Here is a 16,888-nt window from a genome sequence, read left to right as displayed (position 1 = left end):
GTCTTTGGCCTCAGAAGAACCGCGGGTCGTCGAACGCCCCGGTGGCCAGCAGGTACACATAGAAGTCGGCGAGCCCCACGCTGATCAGCGAGGCCCAGGCGAGCAGCATGTGCCGCTCGTTGAGCTTCCCGACCCAGCCCCACATGCGGTATCGCACCGGGTGCTTGGAGAAGTGCCGCAGCCGTCCGCCGATGATGTGCCTGCACGAGTGGCAGGAGAGGGTGTACGCCCAGATCAGCGCGATGTTGGCCAGGAACACCAGGGTGCCGAGGCCCATGTGGCCCCACTCGTAGTCCGCGTTGCGGAAGGCGAGCAGGGTGTCGTAGCTGAGGATCACCGCGACCAGCAGGGCGGCGTAGAAGAAGTACCGGTGCAGGTTCTGCAGGATCAGCGGGAAACGCGTCTCGCCGGTGTACTTCTTGTGGGGTTCGGCCACCGCGCAGGCGGGCGGCGAGGCCCAGAAGCCGCGGTAGTAGGCCTTGCGGTAGTAGTAGCAGGTGAGCCGGAAGCCCAGCGGGAAGATCAGGATGATCAGCGCGGGCGACAGGCCCCACCAGCCGCCGAAGATCTCCCAGTTGGGGCCGCCCTTCATGGGCTCGCAGTTGTCCGCGAGGCAGGGCGAGTAGAACGGGGAGACGTACGGCGCGTCGTAGTAGTCCGCGTTCGCGAACGCCCGCCACGTCGAGTACACGACGAAGGCGAGCAGCCCCAGCGCGGTCGCCGCCGGCGCCAGCCACCACCGGTCGACGCGCAGATGCGCCTCCGGGATGGCGGCGCGCCCGGCGGCGTCACGGACGCCGCCGGGCGCGGGGCGGGGCTCAGGGCTGTCCGGGCCCGAAGACCCGGTGGGTTGTGTTGTTCCGGTGGCCAAGAGTGACTCCGTCGGGGAAAGGGACAGGGGGTGTCGGTCGGCGCACGGGAGGTGACGCTCCCGGGAAACCGGTCGTCAGGGCGCGTGCCGGTCCTTCGCCCCCAGCCCCTCGTCCTCCGCGTCCGCCCACAGAGCGCTGTCGTACGGCGTGTCCGGGATGGTGACCATCTCGGGGCGCTGCGTGGCGGGTTGGTCCGGTGCGGAGGCACGGAGCAGCGCGAGCGACTCCCGAAGATGCTCGGTGTCGCTGCGTACGCGTCGTACCTCCAGTCCGCTGCCGACCTGCTGTTCGAGGCGGCTCACGCTTCGTGTGAGTTCGTCCAGACAGCGCTGGACGGTGGTCAGTTCGTCCTGCAGTGACATGTTCTGCGTACCTCCGCGGGCTGGCGGCCGAATCGGCTCACGCGCATGCGAGTGTTCCTGGTCACACCCCCCTTGTGAAGGGCGCTGCACGGGTTTCCCCCAACGGAGTGCGTATGTTCCCCCCGCGGGTGTCGGTCGCGGGCCGGCCACTGACGCGCCCCGGGCGCCGGAGCGGGGATACGGCGCGGGGGCGCGTACGGGGTCCGCGCGCGCCGCGTGCTCCGCCGCACGGGTGGCGTGGCGGCGGGGCAGCGCCGTGTCGCCGTGCCGTACGGGGCCGCGTCACCTTCAGTGGGGCCGTCGAGCGATATATGTGATGAGCCGCAAAAGCCACCGAAGGTGACCGTCGTACGCGACGTCCGGAGGCGGGGCGTGCGGCAGGCCCCGGAGGTTTGAGCGATGCCAGCCGTGCCCGCCATCGACACCGCCGCCCGGCGCTGTGCCGCCGTACTCACCGCCGTACTGCTGCTGCCACCGCTCGCCGGCTGCACCTCGGACGGCGGCGAGGACCCGAAGGGGAGGAGCGGCGCGGCACGGGACGTACCGTCCGCCGCACGCGAACGCGTCGCCGAGGGCGGCACCCTCCGGTGGGCGGTCGACGAGCCGCCGACGACGCTCAACGTGTTCCAGCCCGACGCCAACAAGGCCACCAGCCGCATCGCGGCCGCCACGCTCCCGCAGCTGTTCACGCTGGACAGCCGGGCGCGGCCGCAGCGCAACGAGGCGTACCTCCGGAGCGCCGAGATCACGCAGCGCGAGCCCCGCCAGACCGTCGTCTACACCCTCGCCGAGAAGGCGCGCTGGAGCGACGGGCGGGCCATCGGGGTGGCCGACTTCAAGGCCCAGTGGAAGGCGCTGAACGGCAGGAACAGCGCGTTCTGGGCGGCGCGCAACGCCGGCTACGAGCGGATCAGGAAGGTCGAGAAGGGCCCCGAGCCGCGCCAGGTCAAGGTCACCTTCGGGAAGCCGTACGCCGAGTGGCAGTCTCTGTTCACACCCCTCTATCCGAAGTCGGTGATGGAGCGGCCCGAGGCGTTCAACGAGGGGGCGCGCACCGGGCTCCCCGTCTCCGGCGGCCCCTTCCAGGCCCGGAAGACCGGCGGCGCCGAAAGCAAGGACAAGACCGCGACGCTCGTACGGAACCCGGAGTGGTGGGGGCCGAGGGCCAAGCTCGACCGGATCCTGCTGCGCGCCGTTCCGCAGGGCGAGCGCCAGGAGGCGCTCGCGGCGGGGGAGCTGGACCTCGCGGAGGTCGACACGGCCGTCGCCAAGCGCATCGCCGCCGCCAGGTCCGGGGGCGCCCACAAAGGGGACGCCGACTCGGGCCGTACGGGGAGCCCGGAGGCCGCGGGGGAGGGGCGCGAGTCGGTGGACGGCGCGCCCGCCGGCGGCCCCGTGGACACGGTGTACCGGCCGCGTGCGGGCATGGTCGCCGTGCCGGACGCGGACGGCGCGACGGAGGACGACAAGAACGGCGACGCCGCCGAGCCCCGCCGCCACCTGCGCGAGTACGCCGTACGCCGGGCCCTCGACCCCGCGTACACGCAGCTTGCGCTGAACGGCGCCAACGGGCCGCTCGCCGACCACCGCGTACGCCGCGCCGTCGCCCGGACCATCGACCGCGAGGCGCTGGCCAGGGAGGCGCTGGGCCGGGCCGGGCTGCCCGCCCAGCCGCTCGGCAGCCATCTGCGGATGCGCGACCAGCACGGCTACCACGACAACAGCGACGCGCTCGGCGGCCGGGACGTGGAGTCCGCGCAGGCGCTGCTGGCCGACGCGGGCTGGAAGGGCGCCACTGTCACCGGGCCGGACCGGAACAAGGATGAGGACACCGAGGCGGACGCCAAGACCGACGACCGCGCGCCCCGCGGTGACCGCGGTGGGGACGGCGACCGCGACAGCCTCGCCGCGCCCGTCACCAAGGCCGAGGCCGCCCGTATCCAGAGCGGCCCGCTCAGCCTCGCCCCCGACGCCGCCGCCCAGCGCGCCGGGCTGCTCGCGCAGCTCGCCCGCGAGGCGGACCGGGCGGCGCGGGACAGCGACTCCGAGAAGCGGGAGCGCCGCGCGCGCGAGGCGAAGAAGGACGCCGGGAACGCCAGGGCGCGAGCCGACGAGATGCGGCTGCTGACGGACGGGCGCGCGTCGGCCGTACGGGTCCGGAAGGGGCAGCCGCTCTCCCTCCGCTTCGTGCTCCCCGCCGGCCCCGGCTCGGAGTCGATCCAGCGCAGCGGGCAGCGGATCGCCCGCACGCTCAACACGGTCGGCATCCGTACCGAGATCGAGAAGATCAAGGACGAGAGCTACTTCCGGGACCACATCGCCTCCGGCGACTACGACCTGGCCCTCTACACCTGGCCCGCCAGCGCCTATCCCGCCACCGACGCCGAGCCCATCTTCGCCAAGCCCACGCCCGCGCAGGACGGCACGCTGACAGTCGAGCAGAACTACACGCGCGTCGGCACCGACCGGATCGACCAGCTTTTCGAGGAGGCCGCGGCCGAGCTGGACGACGGGGAGCGGCAGGATCTGCTGCACAGCGCGGACGCCCGGATCTGGGCGGCGGCCGGCTCCGTACCCCTCTACCAGCGACCGCAGCTCGTCGCCGCCAGGACGAAGATCGTCAACGCCGGCGCGTTCGGCTTCGAGACCCCGCGCTACCAGGACATCGGCTACCGGAAGTAGCCGCTCCGCCCCCGGCGGCCCGGGCCCGGGGCGGCCCCCGCCGCTCCGGGCCCGTACGATGGGTGTACTGGCCGCGGCGCACACACAAGAGATGAGCCCGGCGGGCGCGCGTACCGCACCGGTCGCGCCGCCATCCACCCAACCGGGAGAAGCGCCCTCGCATGCCCACGCGCAACGACATCCGTAACGTCGCCATCGTCGCCCACGTCGACCACGGCAAGACGACCCTGGTGGACGCCATGCTCAAGCAGGCGGGCGCCTTCGCGGCACACCAGCTGGAGTCGGTCGACGACCGGATGATGGACTCCAGCGACCTGGAGCGCGAGAAGGGCATCACCATCCTCGCGAAGAACACCGCCGTCCGGTACCACCCGAAGGGCGGCGGCGAGCCGGTCGTCATCAACATCATCGACACCCCCGGCCACGCCGACTTCGGCGGCGAGGTCGAGCGCGGGCTGTCGATGGTCGACGCGGTGGTGCTGCTCGTGGATGCCTCCGAGGGCCCGCTGCCGCAGACCCGGTTCGTGCTCCGCAAGGCGCTGGAGGCACGGCTTCCGGTGATCCTCTGCATCAACAAGACGGACCGTTCCGACTCGCGTATCGCGACCGTCGTGGACGACACGTACGACCTGTTCCTCGACCTGGACGCGGACGAGGAGCAGATCGAGTTCCCGATCGTCTACGCGTGTGCGCGCGACGGCATCGCCTCGCTGACGCAGCCCGAGGACGGCACGGTGCCGCGGGACAGCGACAGCCTCGAGCCGTTCTTCACCACCCTCCTGGAGACCGTGCCCGCGCCGGTGTACGAGGAGGAGGCGCCGCTCCAGGCGCACGTCACCAACCTCGACGCGGACAACTTCCTCGGCCGCATCGCGCTGTGCCGCGTGAAGAACGGCACCCTGAAGAAGGGGCAGACCGTCGCCTGGATGCGGCGCGACGGCAGCGTGCAGAGCGTGCGCCTCACCGAGCTGCTGATGACCGAGGCGCTCACCCGCAAGCCCGCGGAGCAGGCCGGGCCCGGCGACATCTGCGCGGTGGCGGGCATCCCCGAGATCATGATCGGCGAGACCCTGGCCGACGCCGAGAACCCGGTCGCGCTGCCGCTCATCACGGTGGACGAGCCGGCGATCTCCATGACCATCGGTACGAACACCTCGCCGCTCGTCGGCAAGGGCGGCAAGGGCCACAAGGTCACCGCCCGCATGGTGAAGGACCGGCTCGACAAGGAGCTCGTCGGCAACGTCTCGCTGCGCGTCCTGCCCACCGAGCGCCCGGACGCCTGGGAGGTGCAGGGCCGCGGCGAGCTGGCCCTGGCGATCCTCGTCGAGACGATGCGCCGCGAGGGCTTCGAGCTGACCGTCGGCAAGCCGGAGGTCGTCACGCGCGAGATCGACGGCAAGCTGTACGAGCCGATCGAGCGGATGACCATCGACTCGCCCGAGGAGCACCTGGGCGCGATCACGCAGCTGATGGCGTCGCGCAAGGGCCGTATGGAGACGATGGTCAACCACGGTTCGGGCTGGGTCCGGATGGAGTGGATCGTGCCGTCCCGCGGCCTGATCGGCTTCCGTACGGAGTTCCTGACGGACACCCGCGGCACCGGCATCGCGCACTCCATCTCGGAGGGGCACGAGCCGTGGTTCGGCGAGCTGCGCACGCGCAACAGCGGCTCGCTGGTCGCGGACCGGGCCGGGCAGGCGACCCCGTTCGCCATGATGAACCTCCAGGAGCGCGGCACGATCTTCATCGAGCCGGGCACGCAGGTCTACGAGGGCATGCTGGTGGGTGAGAACTCGCGTTCCGACGACATGGACGTGAACATCACCAAGGAAAAGAAGATGACCAACATGCGCGCGGCCGCCGCCGACACCACGGAGAACCTGGTGCCGCCGCGGAAGCTCTCGCTGGAGCAGTCGCTGGAGTTCTGCCGCGAGGACGAGTGCATCGAGGTGACCCCGGAGACGGTCCGCATCCGCAAGGTCGTGCTCGACCAGCGGGAGCGGGGACGGGCGGCGTCGCGCGCCAAGCGCTGACGGGGTGCTCGCCTGGCCGGATCTCGTACCGTACGGGGGCACTTGCCCGCCGTGTGCGGAGTGCGGGCCGGTGGCCACCGGCGTTCAGGCGTCCTCAATCGCCGAACGGGCTTGAGGTGGCGGAACGGCGTGGGGTGCCAGGCGGTCGAAGACCGCCAGGACCGTGTCCGCCTGGTGGGCCACCTGCGCGGCGACCGGCACCGGCCGCACCCGTGCCGCGTACGGTCCGCACCAGTCCGCGACCAGCCGCCGTACGGTGTCCCGCGCCGGGCCGGGCCCGTCGCCGCCGTCCAGCAGCTGGCACAGCAGGCCCGCGGCGCGCAGCGTGACCCGCTGGCCCGCGATGTCGAGTGAGGCCAGCCGCGCCGTGTTCAGCGGCGGCAGCGGAGGCAGGTCCCTGCCGCGGCTGTCCCTCGCCACGTCCGGGTCCCACAGGTCGGCGATGCCGTCCGCGTGGGTGAGGTACTCGTCGAGCGGCTCCAGCAGCGGGCTGCGGGCGGGCAGTACGGGCCGTACGGACGCCAGCAGCGCGGCCAGTTCGGCTGACTGGTCGCGCAGCCGCGCGCTGATGCCGTGCAGCGTCCGCTCGTACGCGGTGCCCTCGTCCGCGACCCGGTCGTCGGCCCACATCGGCACCTCTATCACCGCCGTCACCGTGCCGTGCCCGTGCGGATGGAACCAGGTGGAGTGCGAGTGCGCGTTGTCGTCCGGCAGCACGCCGTGCCGTTCACGGCCGTCCGGGCCGGGCATGAGGAACACGCCGCGCTCGCGGCTCGGCCAGTAGAACGCGTCGAACGGCCCCAGCTCCAGCGGTATCCCGCGGGCCGCCGCCGACGCGGCCAACGGCCCGGCCAGCCCCGGCACTTCGCGGGTGAGCTGCACCCAGCTGCCACCGATGTCCACACCGTGCAGCGAGCACTGGAGCACCGGCCGGAGCTCGTCCAGCAGGTCCAGCAGCGCCCGCGTCTCCGGCAGCGCCGGTGTCCCCGGCGCCGGCAGCCACTCCGGCTGCCCGGCGAAGTGCGGGCGGAAGGAGTGGCGGTGGTAGCGGGCGAGGTCGTTGTACGGGCCGCGGAGCCAGCCCTCGTTGCGGCGCGCGCCGTCCGGGTCCAGGCAGAGGAGGAAGTGCCAGCGCGCGCCCGCCCGTTCGGGCGGCTGCGGGCCCGCGGACAGCCGGCGGGCCAGTTCGAGGGCGGTGACGCCGCCGACCGGTTCGTTGGCGTGCGCGCCGGCGACCACCAGCACGTCGCGAGGGCCGTGCCCGACGGTCAGCAGCACCAGCGGCGCGCCGAGCCGGGACGTGCCCACCTGCCGTACGGCGCACCGGTCCGGCCGGCGCAGGGCCAGCTCCCGTGCCCGTGAACCCAGTTCCTCGACCGTGCCGAAGACGTTCCCGAACGTTTCCCCCGTGCCGTCCACGATCCCCTTCCGGGCCCCTCGGCGGATGGTGGCGGTGCTGCCTCATTGTGGCCTTGTCAGTACGCCACGTGACGACAACAGTGTCAACGGCGGCTTCACACCACCGGAGGGAGCTGGTCCCCAGTGCGCGCCGTGCGGACACCGCGAGGGGAGCCACGGGCGCGCCCGCGGTGCGGCACCCGTACGGGGGCGGCGTGACCGGGCGCGGCCAGGCCGGGGGCCGGGTACGGCTGCACCCGCTGGCCATGCGCGAGGACCGCGGCGAGTGGATCGTCGGGCGGCTCGAGACGGGCGACTTCGTCGCCATGCCCGCCGAGGGCGTCCGGGTGCTCCGGCTGCTGGAGGAGGGGCTGCCGGTGCCGGAGGCGGCGGCGCGGCTGCCGGACGTCGATGTGGCCGCGTTCGTGGGGGAGTTGACGGCGCTCGGCTTCGTCGCGGAGATCGACGGGCGGCCCGTACGGCAGCCCGCGCCCGCTCCGCCCACCTTTCCCCGGCTGCGTCCGCACCACGTCCGCTGGACGCTGAGCCCGCTGCTGCCCGCGCTGGTCGGGGTCCTGGTGCTGGCCGCGCTCGCGGTGCTGTGCCGGTGGCCCGAGCTCGTACCCTCCTACCGCAGCCTGCTGTGGAGCCCGTACGGCAGCCTCGTGCTGGGCGTCGGCTGCGTGGTGGGCTGGGTGCTGCTGTTCCTGCACGAGTGCGCGCACCTCGCGACGGCGCGCGCGGTCGGGGTGCCCGCGCGGATGCGGCTGGGCACGCGACTGCAGTTCCTGGTGCTGCAGACGGACATCAGCGGCATCGAACTCGCCGGCCGGCGGCACCGGTTGACGGCCTACCTCGCGGGCATCGCCGTCAACCTCGCCGTCGCGGCGACGGCCGTACTGCTCCTCACGGTGACCGCGCCCGGCGCCACCGCGCACCAGGTGCTGGCGGCGGGCGTGTTGCTCGCGGTGCTGCCGCTGCCGTTCCAGCTGATGGTCTTCATGCGGACCGACGTGTACTTCGTGCTGCAGGATCTCACCGGCTGCCGCGACCTCTACGGCGACGGGTTCGCGTACGCGAAATACGTGGCGCGCCGCGCGTACGACGCGGTCCTCCGCCGCCCCGCGGCACGCCCCGACCCGAGCCGGCGGCTGCCCCCACGGGAGCGGCGGGCGGTACGGCTCTACAGCGCCGTCCTCGTGACCGGTACCGCGCTGTGTCTGGCGGTGCTGGCCACGGTGACGGTCCCGGCCGACGCGGCCCTGCTGCTCCAGGCCGCCGGCCGCCTCGGACCGGCGCACTCCGGCCCGGAGAACGCGGACGGCGCGGTGGTCCTGGCGGTCCTGGGCGGGGCGCATCTGCTCTGGGCCCGGACCTGGTGGCGGGGCCGGCGGCAGCGCTGACCGCGCCGTACGGACACGGGGCGGTACGGATACGGGTCCGGCTCCGGCATACGGGCGGTTCCGGCGCGTCCCGGCGCGCGGAAGAGGCCGTAAATCCTACGAATGGTGTTACCTGGTGCCGTGTCAGAACCGGGTCTGCCAGCACTCGCTGCCAGCGGAGGAGCCGTGCCATGAACCGAGCGGCGGTGTCCGGGCCGCCCGCCTCACCAGCCCGGCGGAGGTGCCGGAGGCGGTGGCCCGTACGGGTCGTGACCGCCGGCCGCGTACGGCGGCGGTCCGCCGTACACGGGTGCCGGCTGGGCGCGCTGGGCCAGGGCGATCAGGACGGCCAGGGAGGCGAAGCCGGTGAAGAAGTAGGTGACGACGGAGAGCTGGCCGCGCGTCTCCAGGTCGCCGAAGTGCTGGAGCATCTCCTGCTTCACGATCAGCGAGACGAACAGCACGCTCGTGCCCAGCAGCACGCCGCCCGTCACCAGCCCGAGCGGGCGGGCGAACGTGGCCCGGCTCGCGGCGGCCACGGCACCGGCGAGGGCCAGGAGCGCCACCGCCCAGGCCACCCACGCGCCGGGCGGGGACAGCAGCGAGAGCAGGGTGCGCTCACCGGTCAGGGTCTGCTCGTACGAGTCCCAGTCCTGCCGGTTCCAGTCGTCGATCTCCCAGGCGATCAGGGCGGCCGCGCACGCGCCCAGCAGCAGGAACGCGGTCATGGCGGGACCGGGTGCGGGTCTGCCGGGCGCCTCCTGGGCGGGGTCGCTGACCGGCGCGAAGCCGTAGCCGCCGCCGTAACCGCCGGCACCGCCGCCGTCGGCGGGGCGGCGCCCCGCGATCGCGACGATGACGAGCGCGACACCGAGGGTCACCGCGCCGATGGCGCTGAACAGCGCCTTCGACTTGAGGTCCTCGTCGACGCCCTGCATCCAGTCGGCGTTGAGGTTCCACAGGCTGGGCAGCCGTACGGCCACGGTCAGCACGCCCGTGGCGGTGAGGATGCCGGCCGCGGAGGACGACCGTATGGTCACGGCCGCGGCGACCACGTAGACGACGAGCAGGACGGGGTCGAACGGGGAGCTGGCCCACAGGCCGCTCTCGGCACGGGTGGCCATGCCCGCCCACATCCACCAGACGTCGGAGATCTCACCGGCCTCGTTGAAGTCCCGGATGATCCAGCCGAGGCTGATGACGGCGAGCAGCAGCAGGGCGACCGCGCCGAAGACGCGTGCGCCGCGCGCGAGAGTAAGGCCCTGGCCCATCCGTACTGCCCCCCATGTCCGGCCCGTTGGCGGGAACCCAGCTGGACTCGCAGCCGGACTCGCGGCCGGCTCCGGGCTCTCGGGCCGCCGTCTTCTCCGGCCCTTCAAGCCCTACCCCGGCGCCGCAGGGTCTACCCTAGGTCTACACGCGTCACACGCGCTCCAGCAAGCCCCCCGGGCGAAGGTTGCGAATCCGGGATGTGGCAGGTCTTCCCCGTACGGAGTTCAGAGTCCAACGTCCGTATATCGGTGTCACGTCGACTGTGTTGCAAGTGCGTTAAGGCGCTTGCCGAATAAATGTCCGCTTATGTCCCCTACTTGGGTGCCGTGTCAAGCACGCTGGCACCTCAATCTGCAAAATCTTCGCTCAAGATGCGTGTCAGGTCTCGGCACCGGGGCCAACACCCCTTGACTGCGTACTTATTCACTTGCAAAAGTCCGCTCAACCCACGGCACACCCCGGTGCCATCTGAACGGGTCCGGCGAGCACCACGAGCGCGGGGGCACAAACGCGATGACGAATCCATCCCAGGCTGTGAAGGCCGGGGCCGATACCCCAGGTCCCGACACGGAGAGCCTGAGTACAGAGCCGAAAGGGAAGCCGGAGAAGCCCGGCAAGCCCGGCGCGCTCGTCGGCCGGTCCCCCGGCCAGCTGATGTGGCTGCGCTTCAAGCGCGACCGTACCGGCGTGATCTCAGCTTGTGTAGTGCTTTTCTTCTTCGTGGTCGCGGCCGCGGCACCGCTGATTTCCAAGATCTACGGCAAGGACCCGTACACCCTGTACGGCCAGGACAACGCCCTGCTGGACGACTTCGGGTTCCCGATCGCCCCGAACGGCGGCATGTCCGGGGACCACTGGTTCGGGATCGAGCCCGAGCTGGGCCGCGACGTGTTCATGCAGCTCATCTACGGCATCCGGACCTCGCTGTTCACCGCCGTCGTCGTGACCATCCTGATGGTCATCACCGGTGTCCTCATCGGCCTCGTCGGCGGCTACTTCGGCGGCAAGGTCGACTACTGGCTCGGCCGCGTCACCGACTTCCTGATGTCCTTCCCGAGCCAGCTGTTCTTCATCGCGACGATGCCGATCGTGACCGCGGTCTTCGTCGACCCGGCGGAGGAGACGCCCACTTATCTGCGGGCCATCGCGATGATCACGGTGCTCTGGTTCCTCGGCTGGATGGGCATGGCGCGCCTCGTCCGCAGCCAGGTGCTCACGCTGCGGGAGCGCGAGTTCGTCGAGGCCGCGAAGGTCACCGGCGCCTCGCCCTGGCGGATCATCCGCAAGGAGCTGCTGCCGAACATCTTCACGCCGGTCCTGGTGCAGGGCACGTACATGCTGCCGGGCGCGATCCTGAGCGTGGCGTTCCTGTCGTTCATCGGCGTCGGCTACGTGGAGCCGACCCCCGACTGGGGCCGGATGTTCGCGATCGCCGGAACGATCTACGAGGACGACCCGACGTACATGTTCTTCCCCGGTGTGGCCATGGTGATCTTCGTTGTGGCCTTCAACCTTCTCGGCGACTCCGTGCGGGACGCCTTCGACCCCAAGTCCGGACGTTGATCGTCCACCCGAGGGGGGCTGCCACCCCTGCGCCGGGTCACCGGAGGGCTACAGGGCAGCAGACGGATCCCAACTGACAGGCAGGTGCATTCCCCATCATGAACTCCATTCGATCGCACAGAGCGCGCGGGGCAGTCATCGCCCTCGCGGCCGGCTCGCTGGTGCTCGCCGGCTGCAGTGACGGCAGCAGCGGCGGCAAGGACAAGTCCAACTCGCAGAAGGACGCGAAGTCCCAGTCGCAGGCCGTCGAGTACCTGGACGCCGCGGCCTCGAAGGGCCCGGCCGAGGAGGTCAAGGGAGCCAAGAAGGGCGGCACGATCCGGTCCTACCAGGAGGACGACTTCTCCCACCTGGACCCGGGCGAGATCTACGTCAGCGACGCCGGCCAGCTCGCCGGACTCATCCACCGCGGCCTGACCACGTTCAAGGAAGACGGCAACGGCAAGACCAGCGTCGTCGGCGACCTCGCCACCGACGCGGGCAAGAAGTCCGACGGCGGCAAGACCTGGACGTACACGCTCAAGGACGGCGTGAAGGACCAGGAGGGCGACGAGATCACCTCCGCGGACGTCCGGCACACCATCGAGCGGCTGTACTCCGAGGTCATCACCGACGGACCGCTGTACATCCAGCAGTGGCTCTCCGGCAGCGGCGCCTCGTACCGCAAGGCGCTCCCGGACGGTCCGTACAAGGGCAAGCACCTGCCCGACAGCGTCCTGGAGACGCCGGACGACAAGACGGTCGTCTTCCACTTCAAGGAGTCGCAGCCCGACGCGCCGCAGGCGCTCGCGATGGCCGGCTACTCCATCGTGCCGAAGGACGACGACACCAAGGAGAAGTACGACCAGGGCAAGGGCCTCGTCGCCCTCGGTCCGTACAAGATCTCCGAGTTCAACCCCGGCAAGGTGCTGAAGCTGGTGCGGAACGACCAGTGGGACCCGAAGACGGACCCGAAGCGGCACCAGTACCCGGACGGCTGGCACATCACGTTCAACCACAGCCGCGCCGACCAGACCGAGCGCATCCTCTCCGACCGCGGTGAGGGCAAGAACGCCACGCAGTTCAGCGGTTCGGTGGACTCGAGCAAGGTGAAGAAGGTCATCACCGAGGCCGACAACCGCACCATCAAGGGCTACCAGCCCTACGTGTGGCAGCTGAACATGAACATGGACCGCATCAAGGACAAGCGTGTCCGCGACGCGATCACGTACGCCCTGCCGAACAAGCAGATCCTGGTTCCGGACGGCGGCACGTACGCGGGTGAGCCCGCCGGCGGTCTGCTCGCGCCGACCCTGCCGGGCTACGAGAAGGGCTACGACCCGTACGGCAAGCTCAAGAAGCCGAACGGGGACAAGGAGAAGGCGAAGGAGCTGCTCAAGGAAGCGGGCGTGAAGGAGGGCACCAAGCTCGTCTACGCGTACGCCAACGTCCCGCAGCGCCAGAAGCAGGCCGAGATCATCACCAAGGCCCTCGAGGACATCGGCTTCGACATCCAGAAGAAGGACGTCGACCAGGCCACCTGGTACGAGCAGATGGGCAAGGTCAAGAACGGCTTCGACCTCTACATGACGGGCTGGGGCCAGGACTTCCCGACTCCGTCGACCGTGATCCCGCCGTCGTACGACGGTGACCAGATCGCGGACGGTGCCTCGAACTACTCGCACATCAACGACAAGCACGTGAACGCCGAGATCGACCGCATCCTGAAGATCCAGGACCCGGCGAAGGCGACACCGGAGTGGACGAAGCTGCACAAGTACATCGTGGAGAAGGTCAACCCGGCCGCTCCGCTGTACTACACGAAGCAGCTGCAGATCTACGGTTCGAACATCGGCGGTGCCAGGTACAGCACGGAGCGGAGCTACATCGACGTCACGCGCCTGTTCCTGAAGAAGTAAGCGGTTCATTGCCGGGTTCCCCGGAGGTGCGCGCCGGACGGCGCGCACCTCCGGGGCCGGTTCGGAGCCACCGTCCTCTCCCGTCGAAGCAGCCGTGCTGAGAGCAGCGAACCCCTATGTTGAAATATCTGAGTCGCCGGTTGCTCGGCGCAATCGTCATCCTGATCCTGATCAGCGCATTCACGTTCTTCTTGTTCTTCGCCATTCCGCAGGACCCGGCGATGCTCTCGTGCGGCCGCAACTGCACCGAGGGCAACCTCAAGGTCATTCGCGAGCAGATGGGGCTCAACGATCCCGTTCCCATGCAGTACTGGGAATTCATGAAGGGAATCGTCGCCGGCCGTGACTTCGCCGTCGGACACTGCGACGCACCCTGCTTCGGCGTCTCGTTCGACAGTGAGCGGAACATCTGGGACACCATCATGGACCGTCTCCCGCTCACCGTTTCGCTGACCGTCGGCGGCCTGCTCATCTTCCTGACCGTCGGCATCAGCCTCGGCATGATCGCCGCGCGCAAGAAGGGCACGCTGATCGACAAGACGGTCAGCTCCGCCTCCCTGGTCTTCAGCTCCATGCAGATCTACTTCCTGGGCCCGATCGTGCTGGGACTGCTCGTCTACAACACCGGCTGGCTCACCGCGCCGAAGTACGAGCCGATCTCCGAGAATCCCGTCGCCTGGGCGTCCGGCCTGCTCATTCCCTGGTTCGTGATGTCGCTCATCTTCACCGCGAACTACACACGTATGTCCCGGTCGACGATGATCGAGCAGCTGCAGGAAGACCATGTCCGCACGGCCAAGGCCAAGGGCATGTCACGGAAGTACGTCTTCTTCCGCTACGCCTGGCGCGGCTCCCTGATCCCCATCGTCACGATCATCGGCGTCGACCTCGGCTCGCTGCTCAGCGGCGCCGTCGTCACCGAGTTCACCTTCAGCCTCGCCGGCCTGGGCCGGCTCGCGGTGGACTCCGTCATCGACAAGGACCTGCCGATGACGATGGGCGTGATGCTGGTCGGTGCCGCCTTCATCCTGATCTGCAACATCGTCGTGGACGCCTTGTACGCCTTCATCGATCCGCGTGTGCGGCTGTCCTAGGAGATCGACCCGTGACCACAATCACCAAGACCGAGGACGCACCGTCCCCGACCGGGTCGGACGCCTTCCTGTCGGTACGCGACCTGCACGTCCGGTTCTCCACCGAGGACGGCATCGTCAAGGCGGTGGACGGGCTCTCGTTCGACCTCGAGCGCGGCAGCACCCTCGGCATCGTCGGCGAGTCGGGCTCCGGCAAGTCCGTGACCAACATGACCGTGCTCGGGCTGCACAACCCGGAGCGCACGGAGATCACCGGGGAGATCCTGCTCGACGGTGAGGAGCTCACCGGCGCGCGCGAGAAGACGCTGGAGCGGCTCCGCGGCAACAAGATGGCGATGATCTTCCAGGACCCGCTGACGGCCCTGTCGCCCTTCTACACGATCGGCCGCCAGATCGGGGAGCCGTACCGCAAGCACATGGGCGCCTCCAAGCGCGAAGCGCACCTGCGGGCGATCGAGATGCTGGAGAAGGTCGGCATCCCGAACCCGAAGCTGCGCGTCAACGACTACCCGCACCAGTTCAGCGGCGGCATGCGGCAGCGCGCCATGATCGCCATGGCGCTCGTCTGCAACCCCGACCTGCTCATCGCGGACGAGCCGACCACCGCGCTCGACGTGACCGTGCAGGCGCAGATCCTCGACCTGCTCAAGGACCTGCAGCAGGAGTTCGGTTCGGCGATCGTCTTCATCACGCACGACCTGGGCGTGATCGCGAACGTCTCCGACGACATCCTGGTGATGTACGCGGGCCGCGCCGTCGAGCGCGGCACCACCCGGGAGGTCCTCACGGCGCCCCAGCACCCGTACACCTGGGGCCTGCTGAGCTCCATGCCGAGGATCTCCTCGAACGTGGACGAGGAACTGCAGCCGATCGAGGGCACGCCGCCCAGCCTGCTGAACCCGCCGCCCGGCTGCCCCTTCCACCCGCGCTGCGACTTCGTCGACAAGGTGTCCGGCGAGCACTCCTGCAAGAGCGAACGTCCGGAACTGCCCGCCGGACGGGGAGCGGCCTGTCACCTGACGGCCGAGCAGAAGCGGACCTTCTTCGTCGAGCAGATCAAGCCCCGGCTGGGCTAGGGAGAACGAGACATGAGTGACGAACTCACCCTGACCAAGTCGGAGAGCGCCGCGCCGCGCACCGGCGAGCCTCTGATGGAGGCCGAGGGACTGACCAAGCACTTCCCGATCAAGGGCGGCTTCCCCATCAAGCGGACCGTCGGCGCCGTACAGGCCGTCGACGGGATCGACCTCAACGTGCACGCGGGCGAGAGCTTCGGGCTGGTGGGGGAGTCCGGCTGCGGCAAGTCGACCACCGGGCGGCTGCTCACCCGGCTGCTGGAGCCGACCGGCGGGAAGATCACGTACCGCGGGCAGGACATCACCCACGCCAAGCGGCGTGAGCTGGCGCCGATCAGGTCCGAGATCCAGATGATCTTCCAGGACCCGTACTCGTCGCTCAATCCGCGGCAGACCGTCGGCACGATCGTCGGCGGGCCGATGGAGGTCAACGGCATCAACCCGCCCGGCGGGCGCGAGAAGAAGATCCGCGAGCTGCTGGAGACCGTCGGGCTCAACCCTGAGCACTACAACCGCTTTCCGCACGAGTTCTCCGGCGGCCAGCGGCAGCGCATCGGCGTGGCACGGGCCCTCGCGCTCGAGCCGAAGCTGATCATCGCGGACGAGCCGGTGTCCGCCCTGGACGTGTCGATCCAGGCGCAGGTCGTCAACCTGCTGCAGGAAGTGCAGCGGAACATGGGGATCGCGTTCCTCTTCATCGCGCACGACCTGGCCGTCGTACGGCACTTCTCGCAGCGGGTCGCGGTGATGTACCTCGGGAAGATCGTCGAGGTGGGCGACCGCGAGGACATCTACACGCGGCCGCGGCACCCGTACACGCACGCGCTGCTGTCCGCCGTACCGGAGGCGTCGCTCGACGAGGACGTGGCGGACAACGCCGGGCGCGAGCGCATCCGGCTCGCCGGCGACGTGCCCTCGCCGGTCAACCCGCCCTCCGGCTGCCGGTTCCGCACGCGCTGCTGGAAGGCGCAGGACAAGTGCGCGAGCGACGTGCCGCCGCTGGTCCAGATCGGCGGCAACGCGAGCGGCCATCTCACGGCCTGCCACTTCCCGGAGGAGGGCACCATCGTCAGCCGCGGCAAGGACGTCATCCTCGACGAGGCGCTGGCCTCGCTGGAGGGTGCGCACGACGCGGAGACGGAGAAGGCCGCGAAGGGCGGCAAGACCGACAAGGCCGACAAGGCTGAGAAGGCCGACAAGGACGACTGAACGGGGCGCCCAGGCCACGGGCCTGGGCCGGTGAGCCCGTACGCGCG

At 70.2% G+C, this 16,888-nt stretch carries 12 protein-coding genes; 8 read left to right on the top strand and 4 right to left on the bottom strand.

Annotated elements, in window-relative coordinates; all coding sequences use genetic code 11:
- Nucleotides 1–10 precede the first annotated feature (10 nt).
- Together DVA86_RS15895 and DVA86_RS15890 are read right to left on the bottom strand one after the other, a co-directional pair.
- Nucleotides 11–871, bottom strand: a complete 861-nt coding sequence (locus tag DVA86_RS15895; RefSeq protein WP_208879110.1) for a hypothetical protein — start codon at nucleotides 869–871, stop codon at nucleotides 11–13.
- A gap of 75 nt (nucleotides 872–946) precedes the next feature.
- Nucleotides 947–1,234: a hypothetical protein gene (locus tag DVA86_RS15890; protein WP_208879108.1), complete on the bottom strand. Its 288-nt coding sequence runs from the start codon at nucleotides 1,232–1,234 to the stop codon at nucleotides 947–949.
- Nucleotides 1,235–1,633: 399 nt separating this feature from the next.
- Here DVA86_RS15890 and DVA86_RS15885 point away from each other — a divergent pair, with 399 nt between their 5' ends.
- Both DVA86_RS15885 and typA read left to right on the top strand, forming a co-directional pair.
- On the top strand, nucleotides 1,634–3,916 hold the full coding sequence (locus DVA86_RS15885; RefSeq protein ID WP_208879106.1) for an ABC transporter family substrate-binding protein: 2,283 nt from the start codon (nucleotides 1,634–1,636) through the stop codon (nucleotides 3,914–3,916).
- A 161-nt stretch (nucleotides 3,917–4,077) separates the two neighbouring features.
- Entirely contained in the window at nucleotides 4,078–5,949 is a 1,872-nt protein-coding gene (typA, locus tag DVA86_RS15880) for a translational GTPase TypA (protein ID WP_208879105.1), read from the top strand.
- Nucleotides 5,950–6,033: 84 nt separating this feature from the next.
- On the opposite strand, the gene DVA86_RS15875 is transcribed toward typA, so the two are convergent.
- On the bottom strand, nucleotides 6,034–7,368 hold the full coding sequence (locus tag DVA86_RS15875; RefSeq protein WP_208879103.1) for a M14 family zinc carboxypeptidase: 1,335 nt from the start codon (nucleotides 7,366–7,368) through the stop codon (nucleotides 6,034–6,036).
- 194 nt (nucleotides 7,369–7,562) lie between these two features.
- On the opposite strand from DVA86_RS15875, the gene DVA86_RS15870 reads away from it, so the two are divergent.
- Nucleotides 7,563–8,750 carry a zinc metalloprotease gene (locus tag DVA86_RS15870; protein WP_208879101.1) on the top strand — a complete coding sequence of 396 codons (1,188 nt, stop codon included), beginning with the start codon at nucleotides 7,563–7,565 and terminating at the stop codon, nucleotides 8,748–8,750.
- A 203-nt stretch (nucleotides 8,751–8,953) separates the two neighbouring features.
- Here the strand turns inward: DVA86_RS15870 and DVA86_RS15865 are convergent, their stop codons facing one another.
- The gene (locus DVA86_RS15865) at nucleotides 8,954–10,000 is read right to left on the bottom strand and encodes a hypothetical protein (protein ID WP_208879099.1); all 1,047 of its coding nucleotides are present in this window, start codon (nucleotides 9,998–10,000) and stop codon (nucleotides 8,954–8,956) included.
- 514 nt (nucleotides 10,001–10,514) lie between these two features.
- Between DVA86_RS15865 and DVA86_RS15860 the strand changes: the two genes are divergently transcribed.
- The 5 genes from DVA86_RS15860 (at nucleotide 10,515) to DVA86_RS15840 (ending at nucleotide 16,841) form a co-directional block, all read left to right on the top strand.
- Nucleotides 10,515–11,564 carry an ABC transporter permease gene (locus DVA86_RS15860; protein ID WP_208879098.1) on the top strand — a complete coding sequence of 350 codons (1,050 nt, stop codon included), beginning with the start codon at nucleotides 10,515–10,517 and terminating at the stop codon, nucleotides 11,562–11,564.
- 98 nt (nucleotides 11,565–11,662) lie between these two features.
- Nucleotides 11,663–13,462 (top strand): ABC transporter substrate-binding protein, encoded by a 1,800-nt coding sequence (locus DVA86_RS15855; RefSeq protein ID WP_208879096.1) that lies wholly within the window; start codon nucleotides 11,663–11,665, stop codon nucleotides 13,460–13,462.
- 116 nt (nucleotides 13,463–13,578) lie between these two features.
- Nucleotides 13,579–14,556, top strand: coding sequence for an ABC transporter permease (locus DVA86_RS15850; RefSeq protein ID WP_208879094.1), 978 nt, complete (start codon nucleotides 13,579–13,581; stop codon nucleotides 14,554–14,556).
- 11 nt (nucleotides 14,557–14,567) lie between these two features.
- Nucleotides 14,568–15,632 carry an ABC transporter ATP-binding protein gene (locus DVA86_RS15845; protein ID WP_208879092.1) on the top strand — a complete coding sequence of 355 codons (1,065 nt, stop codon included), beginning with the start codon at nucleotides 14,568–14,570 and terminating at the stop codon, nucleotides 15,630–15,632.
- 12 nt (nucleotides 15,633–15,644) lie between these two features.
- Nucleotides 15,645–16,841, top strand: a complete 1,197-nt coding sequence (locus DVA86_RS15840; RefSeq protein ID WP_208879090.1) for an ABC transporter ATP-binding protein — start codon at nucleotides 15,645–15,647, stop codon at nucleotides 16,839–16,841.
- The last annotated feature ends 47 nt before the right edge of the window (nucleotides 16,842–16,888 follow it).

The organism is Streptomyces armeniacus, from assembly GCF_003355155.1.
Lineage (GTDB): Bacteria > Actinomycetota > Actinomycetes > Streptomycetales > Streptomycetaceae > Streptomyces > Streptomyces armeniacus.
Note: the sequence above shows the minus strand (reverse complement) of the source record. Positions and strands in the feature narration are given on the sequence as shown.